Annotated in this window: 13 protein-coding genes; 8 read left to right on the forward strand and 5 right to left on the reverse strand. The window is 45.1% G+C overall.

The annotated features are described in order from the left end of the window. The first annotated feature begins 68 nt into the window (after positions 1–68). On the forward strand, positions 69–1,904 hold the full coding sequence (locus tag AS29_RS12510; protein WP_051860658.1) for a solute:sodium symporter family transporter: 1,836 nt from the start codon (positions 69–71) through the stop codon (positions 1,902–1,904). A 146-nt stretch (positions 1,905–2,050) separates the two neighbouring features. Here the strand turns inward: AS29_RS12510 and AS29_RS12515 are convergent, their stop codons facing one another. After that, positions 2,051–2,425: a hypothetical protein gene (locus AS29_RS12515; RefSeq protein WP_035407274.1), complete on the reverse strand. Its 375-nt coding sequence runs from the start codon at positions 2,423–2,425 to the stop codon at positions 2,051–2,053. Between the two features lie 80 nt (positions 2,426–2,505). Beyond that, positions 2,506–2,958 (reverse strand): metallothiol transferase FosB, encoded by a 453-nt coding sequence (fosB, locus tag AS29_RS12520; protein WP_035407278.1) that lies wholly within the window; start codon positions 2,956–2,958, stop codon positions 2,506–2,508. A gap of 121 nt (positions 2,959–3,079) precedes the next feature. On the opposite strand from fosB, the gene AS29_RS12525 reads away from it, so the two are divergent. The 5 genes from AS29_RS12525 (at position 3,080) to AS29_RS12545 (ending at position 8,457) form a co-directional block, all read left to right on the forward strand. Further along, complete coding sequence (locus tag AS29_RS12525) at positions 3,080–4,363, forward strand: MDR family MFS transporter (RefSeq protein ID WP_051860659.1); 1,284 nt, start codon at positions 3,080–3,082, stop codon at positions 4,361–4,363. Between the two features lie 79 nt (positions 4,364–4,442). Further along, positions 4,443–5,006 carry a thioredoxin family protein gene (locus tag AS29_RS12530; protein ID WP_035407282.1) on the forward strand — a complete coding sequence of 188 codons (564 nt, stop codon included), beginning with the start codon at positions 4,443–4,445 and terminating at the stop codon, positions 5,004–5,006. 10 nt (positions 5,007–5,016) lie between these two features. Then, positions 5,017–5,289 (forward strand): acylphosphatase, encoded by a 273-nt coding sequence (locus AS29_RS12535; RefSeq protein ID WP_035407285.1) that lies wholly within the window; start codon positions 5,017–5,019, stop codon positions 5,287–5,289. Between the two features lie 565 nt (positions 5,290–5,854). After that, positions 5,855–7,147 carry an O-antigen ligase family protein gene (locus tag AS29_RS12540; RefSeq protein WP_051860660.1) on the forward strand — a complete coding sequence of 431 codons (1,293 nt, stop codon included), beginning with the start codon at positions 5,855–5,857 and terminating at the stop codon, positions 7,145–7,147. A 116-nt stretch (positions 7,148–7,263) separates the two neighbouring features. After that, positions 7,264–8,457 (forward strand): oxalate decarboxylase family bicupin, encoded by a 1,194-nt coding sequence (locus AS29_RS12545; protein ID WP_035407288.1) that lies wholly within the window; start codon positions 7,264–7,266, stop codon positions 8,455–8,457. A gap of 48 nt (positions 8,458–8,505) precedes the next feature. Here the strand turns inward: AS29_RS12545 and AS29_RS12550 are convergent, their stop codons facing one another. Continuing rightward, entirely contained in the window at positions 8,506–9,591 is a 1,086-nt protein-coding gene (locus AS29_RS12550) for a nitric oxide synthase oxygenase (RefSeq protein WP_035407292.1), read from the reverse strand. A 389-nt stretch (positions 9,592–9,980) separates the two neighbouring features. After that, positions 9,981–10,952 (reverse strand): NAD(P)/FAD-dependent oxidoreductase, encoded by a 972-nt coding sequence (locus AS29_RS12555; protein WP_051860661.1) that lies wholly within the window; start codon positions 10,950–10,952, stop codon positions 9,981–9,983. A 145-nt stretch (positions 10,953–11,097) separates the two neighbouring features. On the opposite strand from AS29_RS12555, the gene AS29_RS12560 reads away from it, so the two are divergent. After that, complete coding sequence (locus tag AS29_RS12560; protein ID WP_035407300.1) at positions 11,098–12,123, forward strand: NADP-dependent oxidoreductase; 1,026 nt, start codon at positions 11,098–11,100, stop codon at positions 12,121–12,123. 29 nt (positions 12,124–12,152) lie between these two features. Here the strand turns inward: AS29_RS12560 and AS29_RS12565 are convergent, their stop codons facing one another. After that, positions 12,153–12,878 (reverse strand): 5-formyltetrahydrofolate cyclo-ligase, encoded by a 726-nt coding sequence (locus tag AS29_RS12565; protein ID WP_035407302.1) that lies wholly within the window; start codon positions 12,876–12,878, stop codon positions 12,153–12,155. A gap of 292 nt (positions 12,879–13,170) precedes the next feature. Here AS29_RS12565 and AS29_RS12570 point away from each other — a divergent pair, with 292 nt between their 5' ends. Continuing rightward, positions 13,171–14,727, forward strand: a complete 1,557-nt coding sequence (locus tag AS29_RS12570) for an ABC-F family ATP-binding cassette domain-containing protein (protein WP_035407306.1) — start codon at positions 13,171–13,173, stop codon at positions 14,725–14,727. Positions 14,728–14,767 lie beyond the last annotated feature (40 nt).

Genomic DNA, 14,767 nt, shown 5'->3' on the forward strand with positions numbered 1-14,767 from the left:
GTCTTCTGAATTGGTTATTTAACCAGTACACTTGCAACTAGAATTTTGATACAGAAGGAGAGAACAACATGAGTGCGGGAAATCTCTGGTTTACACTATTAACATGTGCACTATTTATGGGTGCTGTTGCCTGGATTTCATATAAGAAATCTAAAAATGACGTAGGAGATTCAGATGGATATTTTCTTGCCGGAAGAGGATTAAATGGTACGTTTATTGCCGGGTCCCTCCTGCTTACGAACTTGTCAGCTGAACAGCTTGTCGGCTTAAATGGACAAGCCTACCGCACAAACCTTACCAACATGGCTTGGGAGGTTACCGCTGCGATTCCCATCATTATCATGGCACTTTATCTTCTGCCTAAATACCTCGGCGGGAATTTTACGACACTTCCTGAATTTTTGAGTAAACGCTTTGATGAAGGCGTTCGTTTATATACAGTCATTCTTTTCATGCTCGGCTACGTATTTGTCACGAGTCCCTCTATGCTTTATTCAGGGGCCATTGCCGTTCTTAAACTGTTTGATGTTCCTTCAATATTCGGAATCAGCTATGAGCAATCCATATGGGTCGTTGTATGGGGAATTGGAATAATCGGTGCGGCATACGCAATATTTGGCGGGTTAAAAGCCGTTGCAATTTCTGATACGTTAAACGGAATCGGGTTGCTCGTAATCGGGGCACTCGTTCCCATTCTTGGCTTTGTTGCTTTGGGCGGGGGAAATTTCCTTGATGGGGTTAAGGAAATTACTACGAATCATTCGGAAAAACTGAACGCAATCGGCGGACCTCAGGATTCGGTCCCGTTCGGCACCATTTTCACCGGAATGATCATTGCCAACCTGTTTTACTGGGCATCCAATCAATACGTCATCCAGCGTACCCTTGGGGCACAAAACCTTGCTGAAGGTCAAAAAGGTGTCATCATATCTGGTTTCTACAAGCTGTTGATTCCTCTATTCATGATGGTTCCGGGTGTCATTGTTTTTCACCAGTACGGCGATTCATTGAAATCAGTTGACCTTGCCTACCCGACATTAATCGCTGAAGTGCTGCCTACCTGGTTGTCCGGGATATTCCTTGCCGTTTTGCTTGGAGCAGTATTCAGCTCCTTCAACTCTCTATTAAACAGTGCAGCTACAATGTTTGCCCTGGATGTATACAAAGCCCGCTTCAATCCGAAGGTGAGTGATAAAAAACTAATCATGGTCAGCCAGTGGTTCGGAACTTTCCTGGCCCTTGTTACGCTTTTCATCGCTCCGCTGCTTATGTATGCACCAAACGGACTTTGGGATCTGATCCGCAAATTCACCGGATTTTTCAACGTACCGATTATCGCAATCGTTCTAATCGGTGTATTAACCAAATACGTACCTGCGATTGCCTGTAAAGTCATTATCATTTTTCACGTGATTGCTTACTACATGCTCATCTGGGGAACGGAACAGCTCTTTGGATTCAAGTGGGACATCAATTTCATTTACATTTATGCGGTTCTGTTCGCTGCGGAAATTGCCATCATGCTTACTTTTGGATGGATGAAACCAAGATCCACTCCTTACCAATTTAAATCCAGAGCGGTCGTAGACATGGTGCCATGGAAATATGCCCTGTCCACTTCCATTCTATTAATTGCTTTAGTAGCCATGACCTACATCGTCTTCTCGCCAATCGGACTCGCATACGAGCAGGCAATTGTATCACCTTATTTCTGGCCAGCCATTTTCGGAGTCACAGCTATCGCAGCCTTCTTTATGGTATGGTCCGTAAAATTCTGGAACAGACGCTACGCCCATTATGTCGCGAAGCAGCAAATGAATGTAAAAGAAATTAAAAGACGCGGCAAACTTGTACCCCATGGAGTCAGACCAAGCTTCATTAAATACAGCAGCAAGCAAGTCTAATGATGAAAAACCCCTCCTGCTTCATGCAGGAGGGGTTTTAGTTAGGTGGGTGTATGAAAGTTTAAAATCCCTTTTCAGGGAACTTTTCGAACCTCAGGCAGGGACGAACAGCCTCTTTCAAGCTATACTAGGTATTCAAGCCGAACTTAGTCTTTTTCCAGCCAGTTAGCTGGCGTTTCCGGCCGCTTAGGCTCCTTTTCCAGCCGGTTCCGCATGCTTTCCGGCCATTCTCCTTTTTCCAGCCGCCCCAGGTCTTTTACCGGCCGGCTCTCACTCTTTTCCAGCCGAACGGATTCCTTTTCCAGCCACTTCCGCACACTTTCCAGCCATTCTCCATTTTCCAGCCGAGCCTGGCCTTTTTCCGGCCGGCCCACACGCTTTTCCGGCCGAACCGATTCCTTTTCCATCCACTTCCGTACACTTTCCAGCCATTCTCCATTTTCCAGCCGAACCAGGCATTTTACCAGCCAGCCCGCCATCTTTTCCGGCCGAACGGATTCCTTTTCCAGCCACTTCCGCACACTTTCCGGCCATTCTCCATTTTCCAGCCGAACCTGGTCTTTTTCCCGCCGGCCGGCCCGCCATCTTTATCGGCCAAACCCTATTTCCCCGCCAATCCACCACCCGGTCCCTCACTAAAAATCTCCATATGCCCCTTTTCGGCCCTATAATAATCCAGCCGGTCCTTAAGAGTACCGGTGTGAAGTTCAAATTTATGGCCGTCAGGGTCTATGAAATAGATCGACTTTTTGTCTTTTTCGTTCCGTTCCCGTCCAGGGAGGATATGGACGTTCAAATTTTTCAGTTTCTTGAGCCAGCTCTCAAGATTTTTTTCTTCTATTGAAAAAGCAATATGTGTATAGGAACAAGCAATTTCATTTCTTGGTATATGTGCTTCTTCATTTAAGGCCACCCAGATTCCGCTGAGGTCAAAATAAGCGGTTGTTTTTCCTTTTACAAGCAGTTTTGCCCCCAGAACCTGCTCGTAAAAAGAGATCGACCGGGGTAGGCAGGAGACTGAAAAAAGCATGTGATTAAGGCCCTTGATCTTCATCTGTTATATCCCCTTTCATTCCCAAATTAAGGTTTCTGCTATAATTCCATGAAACGGTTCCCGTTCCTCCTTTTTCGAGTTATGATGAAGAGGTGACTTTACAGGAATTGGGGATACAGCCATGAGAATTAAAGATTGGGATTCTAATTTAAAGGTGCGTCTTTTCGGGGAAGCGATGATGAACGTTACGTTTTGGATGTTCTTCCCGTTCCTCGCTATTTATTTTTCGGATGAATTCGGCAAGGAAGCAGCCGGACTTTTCTTGATTGCTGCGCAGGTGTTTTCTGTATTTGCTAATTTGCTTGGGGGATATAGTGCGGATCGCTTCGGGCGGAAAAAAATGATGGTTCTTTCATCGATTGGACAGGGCCTTTCGTTTATCGTTTTTGGGATAGCCGTTTCTCCAGCGGTTGATATGCCTTCTATAGCATTTGTTTGCTTCGCGCTTGCCGGTGTGTTCGGCGCATTGTACTGGCCTGCAAGTCAGGCGATGATCGCCGATGTTGTTCCGGAAAAAGACCGGAGCGATGTATTTGCTGTTTTCTATACCTCATTGAACATTGCGGTCGTTCTTGGACCGATACTCGGCAGTATTTTCTACGTTCATTATAAGGTGGAGCTACTTGTCGTATCTGGACTTGTCTGCATCCTTCTAGCATTTATCTTGCTTAAATGGACAAGGGAGACGGCTCCTCTCGTCCTTTCAAATAACGCAAAAGCTGAAAATATAAAATGGTACCGTGTTGTCGGGGCACAAATGAAGGATTATGGGATCATTTTCCGCGACAAAACGTTTATGCTGTACATATTAGCCGGAGTACTCGGGGCACAGACCTTTATGCAGCTCGACTTGCTGATGCCCGTATATATTAAGGAAGTCATTAAACAGGAAACCATTTTCAGCTTTTTTAATTGGAATATGACTGTAAATGGTGAACAGTCCTTTGGAATCGTACTCTCTGAAAATGGACTTCTTGTAGCCATCTTTACGATTTCTGTCACACGTTGGATGACAAAGTACAGGGAGCGGAATGTGTTTATCTGGTCTTCCGTCTTCTATGCCATTTCCATCCTCTGGTTCGGCCAGATGTCCAGTACGGCTGGATTCCTCGGGGCGATGGCACTGTTTACTTTTGCCGAGCTAATGACGGCTGGTCTTCAGCAAAGCTTTATTTCAAAAATTGCTCCGGAGACAATGCGCGGCCAATATTTTGCTGCAGCGAGTCTTCGGTTTACAATCGGGAGGACGATTGCTCCGCTATCGATCCCTATGACCGTTTGGTTCGGATTCACCAGTACGTTTATCATTCTCAGTTTACTTGCATGCTTGAGCGCCGTTCTTTATTACATCATGTTTCAGCGCTACGATGTTCCGTCTGTTAACGGCCTAAAGGTCCGCGTATAGCGTCTTCAGCCCGGACACTCGCATTCTCTTCTATTCTTTTATATAGTAGTACGTGAGAAGAATAAACAGGAGGCTATTCATGATGCTAAACGAATGGTTTGAAAAAGGCTGGACAAAAGAAACGTATATCAAAAAAATGAATGTTCACCAGGAGAATCTGCTTCACATCTACAACAGGTTTCAATTAAAAGAGGAAGACCGTGTTTTTCTGCAGACTCTTCAAAAGGAAAACCTTCGTGCGATTGTGCTAACAGCTGACTGGTGCGGCGATGCAATGGTCAACCTCCCGATTCTCATGAGGCTCTCAGAAGAAGCCCTTATTGAAACACGCTATTTGATCCGCGATGAAAATCTTGAATTAATGGATCAGTATTTAACAAATGGGACGGCCCGCTCTATTCCTATTATCATTTTCCTGAGTGAAAATGGAGAGGAAATAGCAAAATGGGGACCGAGAACAGAATCCGTTCAGGAATGGGTCAATGGACAAAAACAAACACTTCCAGATAAAGAATCCCCTGAATACAATGATGCGTTTGGTGTCTTTGCCAAAAACGTGGCACAACGATTTACGACTGACACGGACTTCTGGAATGACATTAAAGATAACTTAATCGAAACGGTCAAGAATCGCATTCAGTAAGGAGGCGATCATGGTGAAAACAAAACTTTTTGTACATGGACATGTTCAGGGTGTAGGTTTTCGGTATTATGCACAAACGAAAGCCATCCATCGGAATATCAAAGGCTTTGCCAAAAACATGGACAATGGTTCTGTTGAAATTGTGGCAGAGGGTGAAACCAGGCAGCTGGAAGCCTTCATTGACGATATGAAAAAAGGAAGCCCGCTAGCGAAAGTGAAGGATATTGAGCAGACCGAATGCAGTGAGGAAGAAACCTTCAGTGCTTTCGATATCCGTTATTAAAAAAGGTCCTGCCGAGAGAGAATAAATGAAATCGAAACCCCCGAGATGCTGTGTTCATTCACACTCCGGGGGTTTTGTTTATTTATAGACACTATGAACAATTATAGATTATGCGCGGCTCCTGCTGCCCCCAATCAAACTACTTTTAAATAGAGAAAACAACTTTAGAAACTGCATTCTGTATGGATTTGCGGGATGTGGAATTTTCTTCTTAGTTTACTCCGCTGCAGTAAAGGGTAAAGAACCTCGGGCAGGGAAGCAAAATTTACCGTTCCCTTTCCTTATTGACTAGTAAAACGAAAAGCAGTAAAGTGTTAAAGTTGGTTTCCGATGTGTGCAGTTGCATAATTTGTGTAAACAAAATGTAAGGGTTTCGTGTATTTTTTGTGTATTTTTAGTTAAGAATTGGCTGAAAGGGTTACATTCATCTGAAATTTAGATATATATTTAGAATTAAGATTTAAATTTTCTATCGTTTGGGAAATTTTAGTCTATGTTCATGTGAATGCAAATTCTTAACCGTTACCGGTAAACGATCTAAGGTAAGGTAAGAAAGAGGAGACTCATGATTAAAATAAACTTTGAAAAACTATTAGCATGGATTAAGGCTTATCATTTAGAGATCGGTGTAGGTCTTTGCTTCATCCTCCCTCCCGCAGGCATTTTATGGCTAGTGGTGATTGGCTGGAATCATCTAAATAAGGCTGTATACCGCAGAGCACCATTTACGCTCAACTTAACGACGTTTTTCTTCCTTTGCCTTCTCGTATCATCCGCAGGGGCAAGTATCGTTCAGCAAAACGGATCATACCTTCTGATTGTTGCACTGATCGCAGGGTATCTTGGATTGTATCTATACATTAAAGACACCTTAACCTTAGGATCGTTTCAGCGCTATAAGCGTATTGTAATTGCCGGAGGTTTTTATTTATTTTTATCAGGCCTGATGCTAAAGGATCATCACATGGACGGATGGATGGCATTCTTAACAGGCACTCAATTTATCGGAGGCTCCGGCGATAGTGAAGCCAGACTGTTCGGAAGCGCATATAATCCGAACTTTACAGCCTTTCTTCTGCTGCTGACCTTTGCATTTGTGCTGACGAGCATGATCGGCCATCTAAAAAATAGAGAGAATCAGCTTCTTCTATATCAAATTCCGCTGATTCTTGTCATTGCCGCAGCCATTTTCCAGACCGGTTCGCGATCGGGAGTGGCGACAATGTTTATCATGTCTCTATTCCTATTAATAAAATTAAATCCGAAGCTTGGAATTACCTGTCTTGGGATGCTATACGCTATTCGGGATCAGCTGATTGAATTGATTCCAAGAACCGAAGTCATTGACCACTCTGCCCTTGCACGTAAAGAAATCTGGCTGAACAGTTTGAGCATCTGGAAGGATAACACTTATTTCGGTACGACCCCTCTCGGTTTTTCGGAGTCATACCTGCAGCTGACAGGAAAAGCTGTTCCGCATGCTCATAACATGTTCCTTGCCTTTTTCGCTGAATACGGCACAATTGGCGGACTTGCCTTCTTGCTCCTTGCAGGCGGCATTGCCTTTAAATTTTGCTGCCTGTACTTTATGGAATCCAAGCGGAAACAGCTTCTGAATCTGTTTATGATTTCCATTCCGATTATTTTCCTGACCGGAATTCTTGATCACCCGCTCGTCTCACCGCAAACAGCCTTAATAACTGTCATCCTGCTCGCGAGCTGGGACCGATATACAGAGCCGGTTCACGTTGTCCAAAAATCGGCAGCCTATATAAAAAGAGCCTATTTGAGAATCAGTCTTCAGACAGAGAAACCGCATCACGTTTCGAAGTCTCAGAAGAATAAAGGGAAATACTAACGAGTTCTATTTGAAAAGAAAATTGAATACTCTAGGATAGGAAATGACGTGTGTATATTCACACGTCATTTTCGTTTTTAAAAATAGGCTTATCTGAAAAAGAGAGGTGCTTTTTCTTGGATAAAAGAGCGACTGATCAAGGGGTCCAAAAGCTTCCTCAGCCAATACGGAGTGATGGAGCCGGGACAATCGATGCCGGCCCCCGAAATGTAATGAGGGACCTCCAAAATCCCGATATGCTCGTTCCGCCTAAAACGGATGCAGGGCTTGTACCTAATTTAAAATTCTCTTTTTCTGACACGAGCATGAAGTTAAACCACGGAGGATGGTCAAGAGAGATTACGGTGAGGGAATTGCCGGTCTCGACCACCATTGCAGGGGTAAATATGAGCTTAACGGCCGGCGGAGTTCGTGAGCTCCATTGGCATCAGGAAGCGGAATGGTCTTATATGATACTGGGACGCGCACGGATTACTGCCGTTGATCAAAATGGGAGGAATTTCATTGCCGATGTCGGCCCGGGCGACCTGTGGTATTTCCCCCCTGGAATTCCGCATTCCATTCAAGGGCTCGAGCAGTGTGAATTTCTCCTCGTGTTCGATGACGGCAACTTTACTGATTTAAGTACTCTATCCATTTCCGACTGGTTTGCCCATACGCCTAAGGATGTTTTATCTGCCAATTTCGGCGTACCGGAAAGCGCCTTTGACTCAATTCCTAAAGATCAGGTCTACATTTATCAAGGGGAGGTTCCTGGTCCTTTAGAGAGCCAGAAAATTCAGTCTCCATATGGAGATGTTCCCCTTACCTTCAAACACGAACTGCTTAAACAAAAACCGCTTATCACGCCAGGGGGAAGCGTCCGCATTGTGGACTCCTCCAATTTTCCGATTTCAAAAACGATAGCGGCAGCGATTGTTGAGGTCGAGCCGGGAGCCATGAGGGAGCTTCACTGGCATCCGAACAATGCGGAGTGGCAATATTACCTTACAGGAAAAGGACGCATGACTGTCTTTACTGGAAACGGCACGGCACGTACTTTTGATTATCAGGCAGGAGATGTCGGATATGTCCCTTTTGCAGCGGGCCACTATATCCAAAATACTGGCAGTGAGACTCTCTGGTATTTGGAGATATTCAAAAGCGACCGATTTGCCGATTTGTCACTGAACCAGTGGATGGCCTTGACTCCTGAACAAATTGTTCAATCCAATTTAAATGCGACGCGTGAGCTGATGAATTCTCTCCGCAAAGAAAAATGGCCGGTAGTTAAGTATCCCGGATTTTCCTATTACCCTAAAAACAACTGAACATAAAAAAACTCGACCGGCAGCAGGGCGAGTTTTTTGATTTGGAATCTAATAGGGTTTTTTCTGATAGAAGTAGTTCGGTGTTTTTATCTCATTGTTGTAATTTTTATGAAAAATATGCGTTGCGGCTGGCGAGATGGGCGGAATAAGCCATGCCCAGTCTCCGGTAACATCTCTCCCGCTGCTCTCTTCTCTTTCCTCAAATCTTTTAAATTGAGCGGCGGCGGTGTGATGGTCGACAATGCTTACGCCTGCTTCCTTGAAGGAATAGAGGACTGCCGCGTTGAGCTCGACCAATGCACGGTCTTTCCATAAGGATGAATTCAAATCCGTTTTCAGCCCCATAATGGAAGCGACCTTAGGAAGCATATTATACCGGTCTTCATCCGCCAGGTTTCTGGCACCGATTTCTGTCCCCATGTACCACCCGTTAAATGGGGCAGCTCCATAAACAATCCCCCCAATTTCGAGGCTCATGTCTGAAATAATCGGGACGCCATACCATTTTAAGAAAAGATCCTGAAAGGCTGGAATTTCCGGATGAACGATCGGAACTTCGATGATTCTGTCCTCTGGAATCGGGAACCACTTCGGCCGATTCTCGCCTGCAGAAACGACGAGCGGAAGCATATCATAGTCGGTATACGGTCCTTCCCATCCGAGTTCCCGGCATACCTCCGTAAATTCGATGGAGGCAGGATCTCCTCTATACCCTTCATCAAATTTATATCCTGCATATCGGAGCAGCTGGTGGTTCCAAATTCGAATCCTGTGCTTCTCCTTGTCCTTCGGCTTAAAAATGGTGATGGAAGGCCGGATTTTCCCTCCGTTGGACGCATATTCAATATGGCGGATAAGAGCTTCCGCGACTTCCTCTTCCGTCTCTGCCCCTCGCTCATCCATGACATGGAGAGACTGCCAGAACAGCCTTCCTATACAGCGATTACTGTTGCGCCACGCAAGCTTTGCACCATATTCAAGTTCAATCCCCGTATGCACATATTGTCCGGTTTCTTCAATTTCCTGCTTAATGCTGAGCAAACGCTCTTCTATTTCCTCTTCTTTTCCTAGCTCATGGTAACTGATTTGAATGAATTCTTTTGCCTTCAGGAACAGGTCATATGTATCTGTCACTACTGTCCTCCTATATGTCGTACTAGACTTTCAACCATCTTAACAATAGTAGAAATGGTTCACAATGTCCAACCTTACAATAGAGGAAATATCATCCAATATCCAGTTCTGACGGCGCATTCTCTTGTTTTCGCCTCTATTTGAAAGGGAATTTCCCATAAACGAAAATAGATAGAGGCATATTGAACCAGCACTGGCCAAATGACATATAAGAGGAAATAGCTTTTTTAAAAAACTCTGTTTATCATAGCTGTTGATTTCTGATGGAGGCGTTCGGCTTCCGATCCAATTAACAGATGCAGCATGCTTTAACGCAGCTCTCAAAAAAAGAAACGCCGAGTTACAACCAGGCGCTTCTCTCTTTTATGACAAACAAACGATTGTTTAAGTCATTTATCCCGTGTTTTTGCTCTTTCATACAGCTCCTCGCCTGCATCCATACCCGACAGAAAGGCACTTTCAAATCTCGTCCTTCCCGCAGGATCGTCTTCCCTTAAGAAGGCATCCCCTGCAGCCAAAAGCGGATGCTTCGTTCTGAGGTCCAGAAATGGCCGATGGTAAGGCTGCACCGCTTCTGCATAGCGCCAGCGCTTAAGCTGCACTGAATTTAGATTCTCCATTGGTACATATTCCTTCACTTTGTCCAGAATAAGAGACGTAATTTCCTCATCCTGCTTTTCAAAATGCTCCGCAGACCATTCTCCTGTCATATAGATGCTTACGATCGGCTCAATGGATATCCCTTTTTCCGATTGGCAGGCAATCCTTTCCAAACCTTCCGGAAGGCCCGAATCAATATGCCCTTCACTGCCAATACTCAAATCCTTTTTTAGGGATGCCATGGCAACAAAGCATGGATTGAACCGGATTCCTGCGAGTTCATGTCCGGCCCGGATGCGGCTTGCGGTCAGAAGATCAACCGCTTGAGGAGCAGGAATGGTTATAAGGATGGCTTCAGCTTGAAAGCTTTCTCCCGATTCAGCAAAAAGCTCAAAACCATGACCTTTTTCTTCAATTCGAACGATTCTGGTATGTGTCTTCACATCCAGTTCCTCTGCGAGATGCTTAGCAAGGCTGTTCATTCCCTCCGCCCCTGCGTAACGCGGGTACGGATCGCCGAACCATTTTTGAATCCAGCCTTTTTCAAGCCATTGATCTGCTTCTTTTTTCAACTCCTCTGTGCGGACCGTAAAAAACTGAGCACCATGATCCGCCCTCCCTTCCCCAATTCTTCTGGTTGCAAGCCGGCCTCCCGGACTTTTTCCTTTATCAAAAAGCGTGACACTCGATACCCCTTTTTCCTTCAGAACTGCAGCCGCCGTTAAACCGGTAAGCCCGGCTCCAATAATCGCTATTTTCACATTGATCCCTCCCATCTTTACTTTACCTTTAATGGATCATTCAAGCGAAAACGAATATGCCGTTTTCAAGGTGTATTCTTTGAACAAGCTTGCGCATGATGATAGGGTAAATATAGTCATATAAGAACTCAAGGAGGAATGGATGATGGAAAGCACAACTCAAAAACAAATCCAGCTTGCACAGCGCCCGAACGGGATGCCAACTGCGGAAACATTCCGCTTTACTAACACAAGCGTACCGGAACCGAAAGATGGAGAGGTGCTTGTACGCACATTATACTTATCTGTAGATCCCTATATGAGAGGCCGTATGCAGGATACGAAATCGTATGTTGAACCGTTCCCTCTTGATGAAGTTATCCATGGAGGCGTAGTCGGTGAAATCGTTCAATCGAACTCTCCTGACTTTAAACGCGGAGATACGATTGTAGGAATGCTCGGCTGGCAGGAATATTCTGCTGTCCCGGCAAAAGCAGTACGAAAAATTGATCCGGATGTAGCGCCGATCACAACAGCTCTTGGTGTTCTTGGAATGCCCGGTCTGACCGCTTACTTCGGACTTCTTCACATTGGTCAGCCTCAGGAAGGCGAAACCGTCGTTGTATCCGGTGCTGCCGGAGCTGTAGGATCACTTGTTGGACAGATCGCGAAGATTAAAGGAGCACGTGTTGTCGGAATCGCCGGAACAGAGGATAAAATCCAATACTTAAAAGAGATTGGTTTTGATGAAACCATCAACTATAAAACGGACGACGTTCAAAAGGCACTTGAAAAAGCCTGTCCGAATGGCGTGGACGTCTATTTTGACAATGTAGGCGGAGAAATTTCCGATGCTGTCTACAGCCTGTTGAACAAATTTGCCCGCGTACCGATTTGCGGAGCCATCTCCTCTTACAACAAAGCCGGAGAAGATTTGGGACCGCGTGTCCAAATGAAGCTCATCAAGTCCAGTGCTCTGATGAAAGGCTTTGTCGTAGGAGACTATGCTGACCGCTTTGAAGAAGGATCCCGCCAGCTTGGTGCATGGGTAAAAAACGGAAGCCTGAAATATGAAGAAACAATCGTAGAAGGATTTGAGAACATCCCGGATGCGTTCCTTGGACTGTTCAGCGGTTCAAATCTTGGGAAGCAGCTCGTGAAAGTAACAGATCCGCTTTATGCCAAAATCTAATGACAGAAAGAATCCCCTTTAAGCAGGACTTAAAGGGGATTTTTTTTGCTTATGAAATCTTTTATTTCCTGAAGCACAGGCATGGCTTCCATATCTTCCTCCGTCACCCTGCCCCAGACAATTCCCTTCGGCTTCGGAACGCAGGATCCCGTTTTCATCAGCCCTTCTTCTGTCGCGATCCAATCAGCCGTTAAATCAAATTCCTCTACCGGAATATCTTCCTCTACAAGCTGCCGGCTGTTAACAGTCGTAATGACGGGAACCTCAGGATTGCCAAGCTCTCTGATGATCGCGTATTCCCGGTCAGCATAGCCTTCTCCTTTTCCAAGACGCCTACCGTCCGCAGTCATCGCCACAGAGCCGATGACAATTAGATCAATCTTTGGAAGTTCAGATAACGGCAGAAGCTGCCCGTACTCCTTAATATGGCTTAAACTGGCTGCCCTTCTCTCTTCTCCCGCCGGCACCCATTCAGGCTTCACCTGAATGAAGCCTGCTTTTAATCTTGGTGTTGGAACAAGAAGCGTTTTCCCATCCTTTAACACTTGTGCCCTAAGCGGAAGCTGCGGGGCATCAGGATTTACCTTAATAACATTCGCCAGCTTATATTCGGGCATCTCAAAAACAAAAGCCGCTGCTTTTTCCGCTCCTTTAAAATTTGGAATTCTGCCCTTTAAAGGAAAGGGAAATCTCCCAAGCCTCTCTTCCTCAAGCAGCTGCCACACTTTTTCGCGAATTTCATGTTTGTCCGACATCTTTTGTCCCCTTTCAGGCTTTTTATCTAAATGTATCAGGAAATAGAAGGAGGAGGTACTATTACCGGCTCAATATCTTCTTGAATCCCCTAATTATGCGTTCAGATCTGGGTTTTTGACACAGTTTTTCCCGGGAAATAATCAAAATAACCCAGTATTCCCTTTTATTCTTTCCGGAAATTCTCATGCTTTTCTTCCTCCTCTCCCTTTCCCTAACCGGGCTTGTTCGATATAATCGGGGGGTGAGCTTAAATGAAAAACCATTTATATATAAAAGGAAAAGGTGTATACGATGAGCGTATTATCAGTAAAAGATCTCAGCCACGGTTTTGGTGACCGGGCCATATTCAATGACGTATCCTTCCGTCTTTTAAAAGGCGAGCATATCGGTCTGATTGGTGCGAACGGTGAAGGAAAATCAACATTCATGAACATCATTACCGGCAAGCTTGAACCGGATGAAGGAAAAGTGGAATGGTCTAAAAAAGTCCGCGTTGGCTATTTGGACCAGCATACGAATTTGGCACAGGGCCAGACGATGCGCCAGGTACTCCAAGGGGCATTTCAGTATCTATTTGATGTTGAAGCAGAAATGAACGGTATTTATGACAAAATGGGAAGCGCCTCTCCTGAGGAACTGGAAAAGCTTCTTGAAGAAGTCGGCGTTCTTCAGGATACTCTGACAAACAACGACTTTTATGTCATTGATTCAAAGGTAGAAGAAGTCGCCCGCGGTCTTGGACTGACAGATATCGGTCTTGAGCGCGAGGTTCAGGATTTGAGCGGCGGACAGCGGACTAAGGTCCTTCTGGCCAAGCTTCTATTAGAAAAGCCTGACATCCTCTTACTGGACGAGCCTACGAACTATTTGGATGAGCAGCACATTGAGTGGCTGAAGCGATATTTACAGGAATATGAAAATGCGTTTATTTTAATTTCGCATGATATTCCTTTCTTAAATAGCGTCATCAACCTGATCTATCATATGGAAAATCAGCAATTAAACCGCTATGTAGGCGATTATGATAACTTCATGAAAATTCATGAAGTTAAAAAACAGCAGCTGGAATCTGCCTTCAAAAAGCAGCAGGCTGAGATTGCGGATCTGAAAGACTTTGTCGCCCGTAATAAAGCACGCGTCTCGACCCGCAACATGGCGATGTCCCGCCAGAAAAAGCTGGATAAGATGGACGTTATTGAGCTTGCCGCAGAAAAGCCTAAGCCGCAATTTAACTTTAAAGAATCACGTGCAGCAGGCAGAGTGATTTTCGAAACGAAAAACCTTGTAATTGGCTATAATGAACCGCTGTCGAGACCGCTTGACCTCCGTATGGAACGCGGTCAGAAAATTGCGCTTGTCGGAGCAAACGGCATCGGGAAAACAACGCTTCTGCGCAGTATCCTCGGAGAAATCAAACCGATCTCAGGAGAAGTGGAGCGAGGCGATTACCTGAACATCGGCTATTTTGAGCAAGAAGTAAAAACAAGCAACTACAATACTTGTATCGAGGAAGTCTGGAACGAATTCCCTTCCCTTACTCAAGCCGAGGTTCGCGCGGCCCTCGCCAAATGCGGCCTGACAACGAAGCACATCGAAAGCAAAATTGAAGTGCTTAGCGGAGGCGAGAAAGCAAAGGTGCGCTTCTGCAAATTAATGAACAATGAAAGCAATCTGCTCGTTCTCGATGAGCCGACAAACCACCTGGACGTCGATGCTAAAGAAGAATTAAAACGTGCATTGAATGCTTATAAAGGCAGCATCCTCATGATTTCCCATGAACCTGAATTCTATCAGGGCCTTGCTACCGAAGTATGGAATTGTGAGAGCTGGACAACGAAGGTATTTTAAACGTGAAAAGAACCGGGAGGCGAAATGTTTCCCGGTTTTT

It is taken from the genome of Bacillus sp. SJS (genome assembly GCF_000732485.2).
GTDB classification, from domain to species: Bacteria; Bacillota; Bacilli; order Bacillales; family Bacillaceae; genus Metabacillus_B; species Metabacillus_B sediminis.

What these genes read in the sequence shown, in the direction of transcription:
- AS29_RS12510 (WP_051860658.1), top strand. Translation starts at nt 69, where the DNA reads ATGAGTGCGGGAAATCTCTGGTTTACACTATTAACATGTGCACTATTT.
- fosB (WP_035407278.1), bottom strand. Translation starts at nt 2,958, where the DNA reads ATGAAGATCAAGGGCCTTAATCACATGCTTTTTTCAGTCTCCTGCCTA.
- AS29_RS12525 (WP_051860659.1), top strand. Translation starts at nt 3,080, where the DNA reads ATGAGAATTAAAGATTGGGATTCTAATTTAAAGGTGCGTCTTTTCGGG.
- AS29_RS12530 (WP_035407282.1), top strand. Translation starts at nt 4,443, where the DNA reads ATGATGCTAAACGAATGGTTTGAAAAAGGCTGGACAAAAGAAACGTAT.
- AS29_RS12535 (WP_035407285.1), top strand. Translation starts at nt 5,017, where the DNA reads ATGGTGAAAACAAAACTTTTTGTACATGGACATGTTCAGGGTGTAGGT.
- AS29_RS12540 (WP_051860660.1), top strand. Translation starts at nt 5,855, where the DNA reads ATGATTAAAATAAACTTTGAAAAACTATTAGCATGGATTAAGGCTTAT.
- AS29_RS12560 (WP_035407300.1), top strand. Translation starts at nt 11,098, where the DNA reads ATGGAAAGCACAACTCAAAAACAAATCCAGCTTGCACAGCGCCCGAAC.
- AS29_RS12565 (WP_035407302.1), bottom strand. Translation starts at nt 12,878, where the DNA reads ATGTCGGACAAACATGAAATTCGCGAAAAAGTGTGGCAGCTGCTTGAG.
- AS29_RS12570 (WP_035407306.1), top strand. Translation starts at nt 13,171, where the DNA reads ATGAGCGTATTATCAGTAAAAGATCTCAGCCACGGTTTTGGTGACCGG.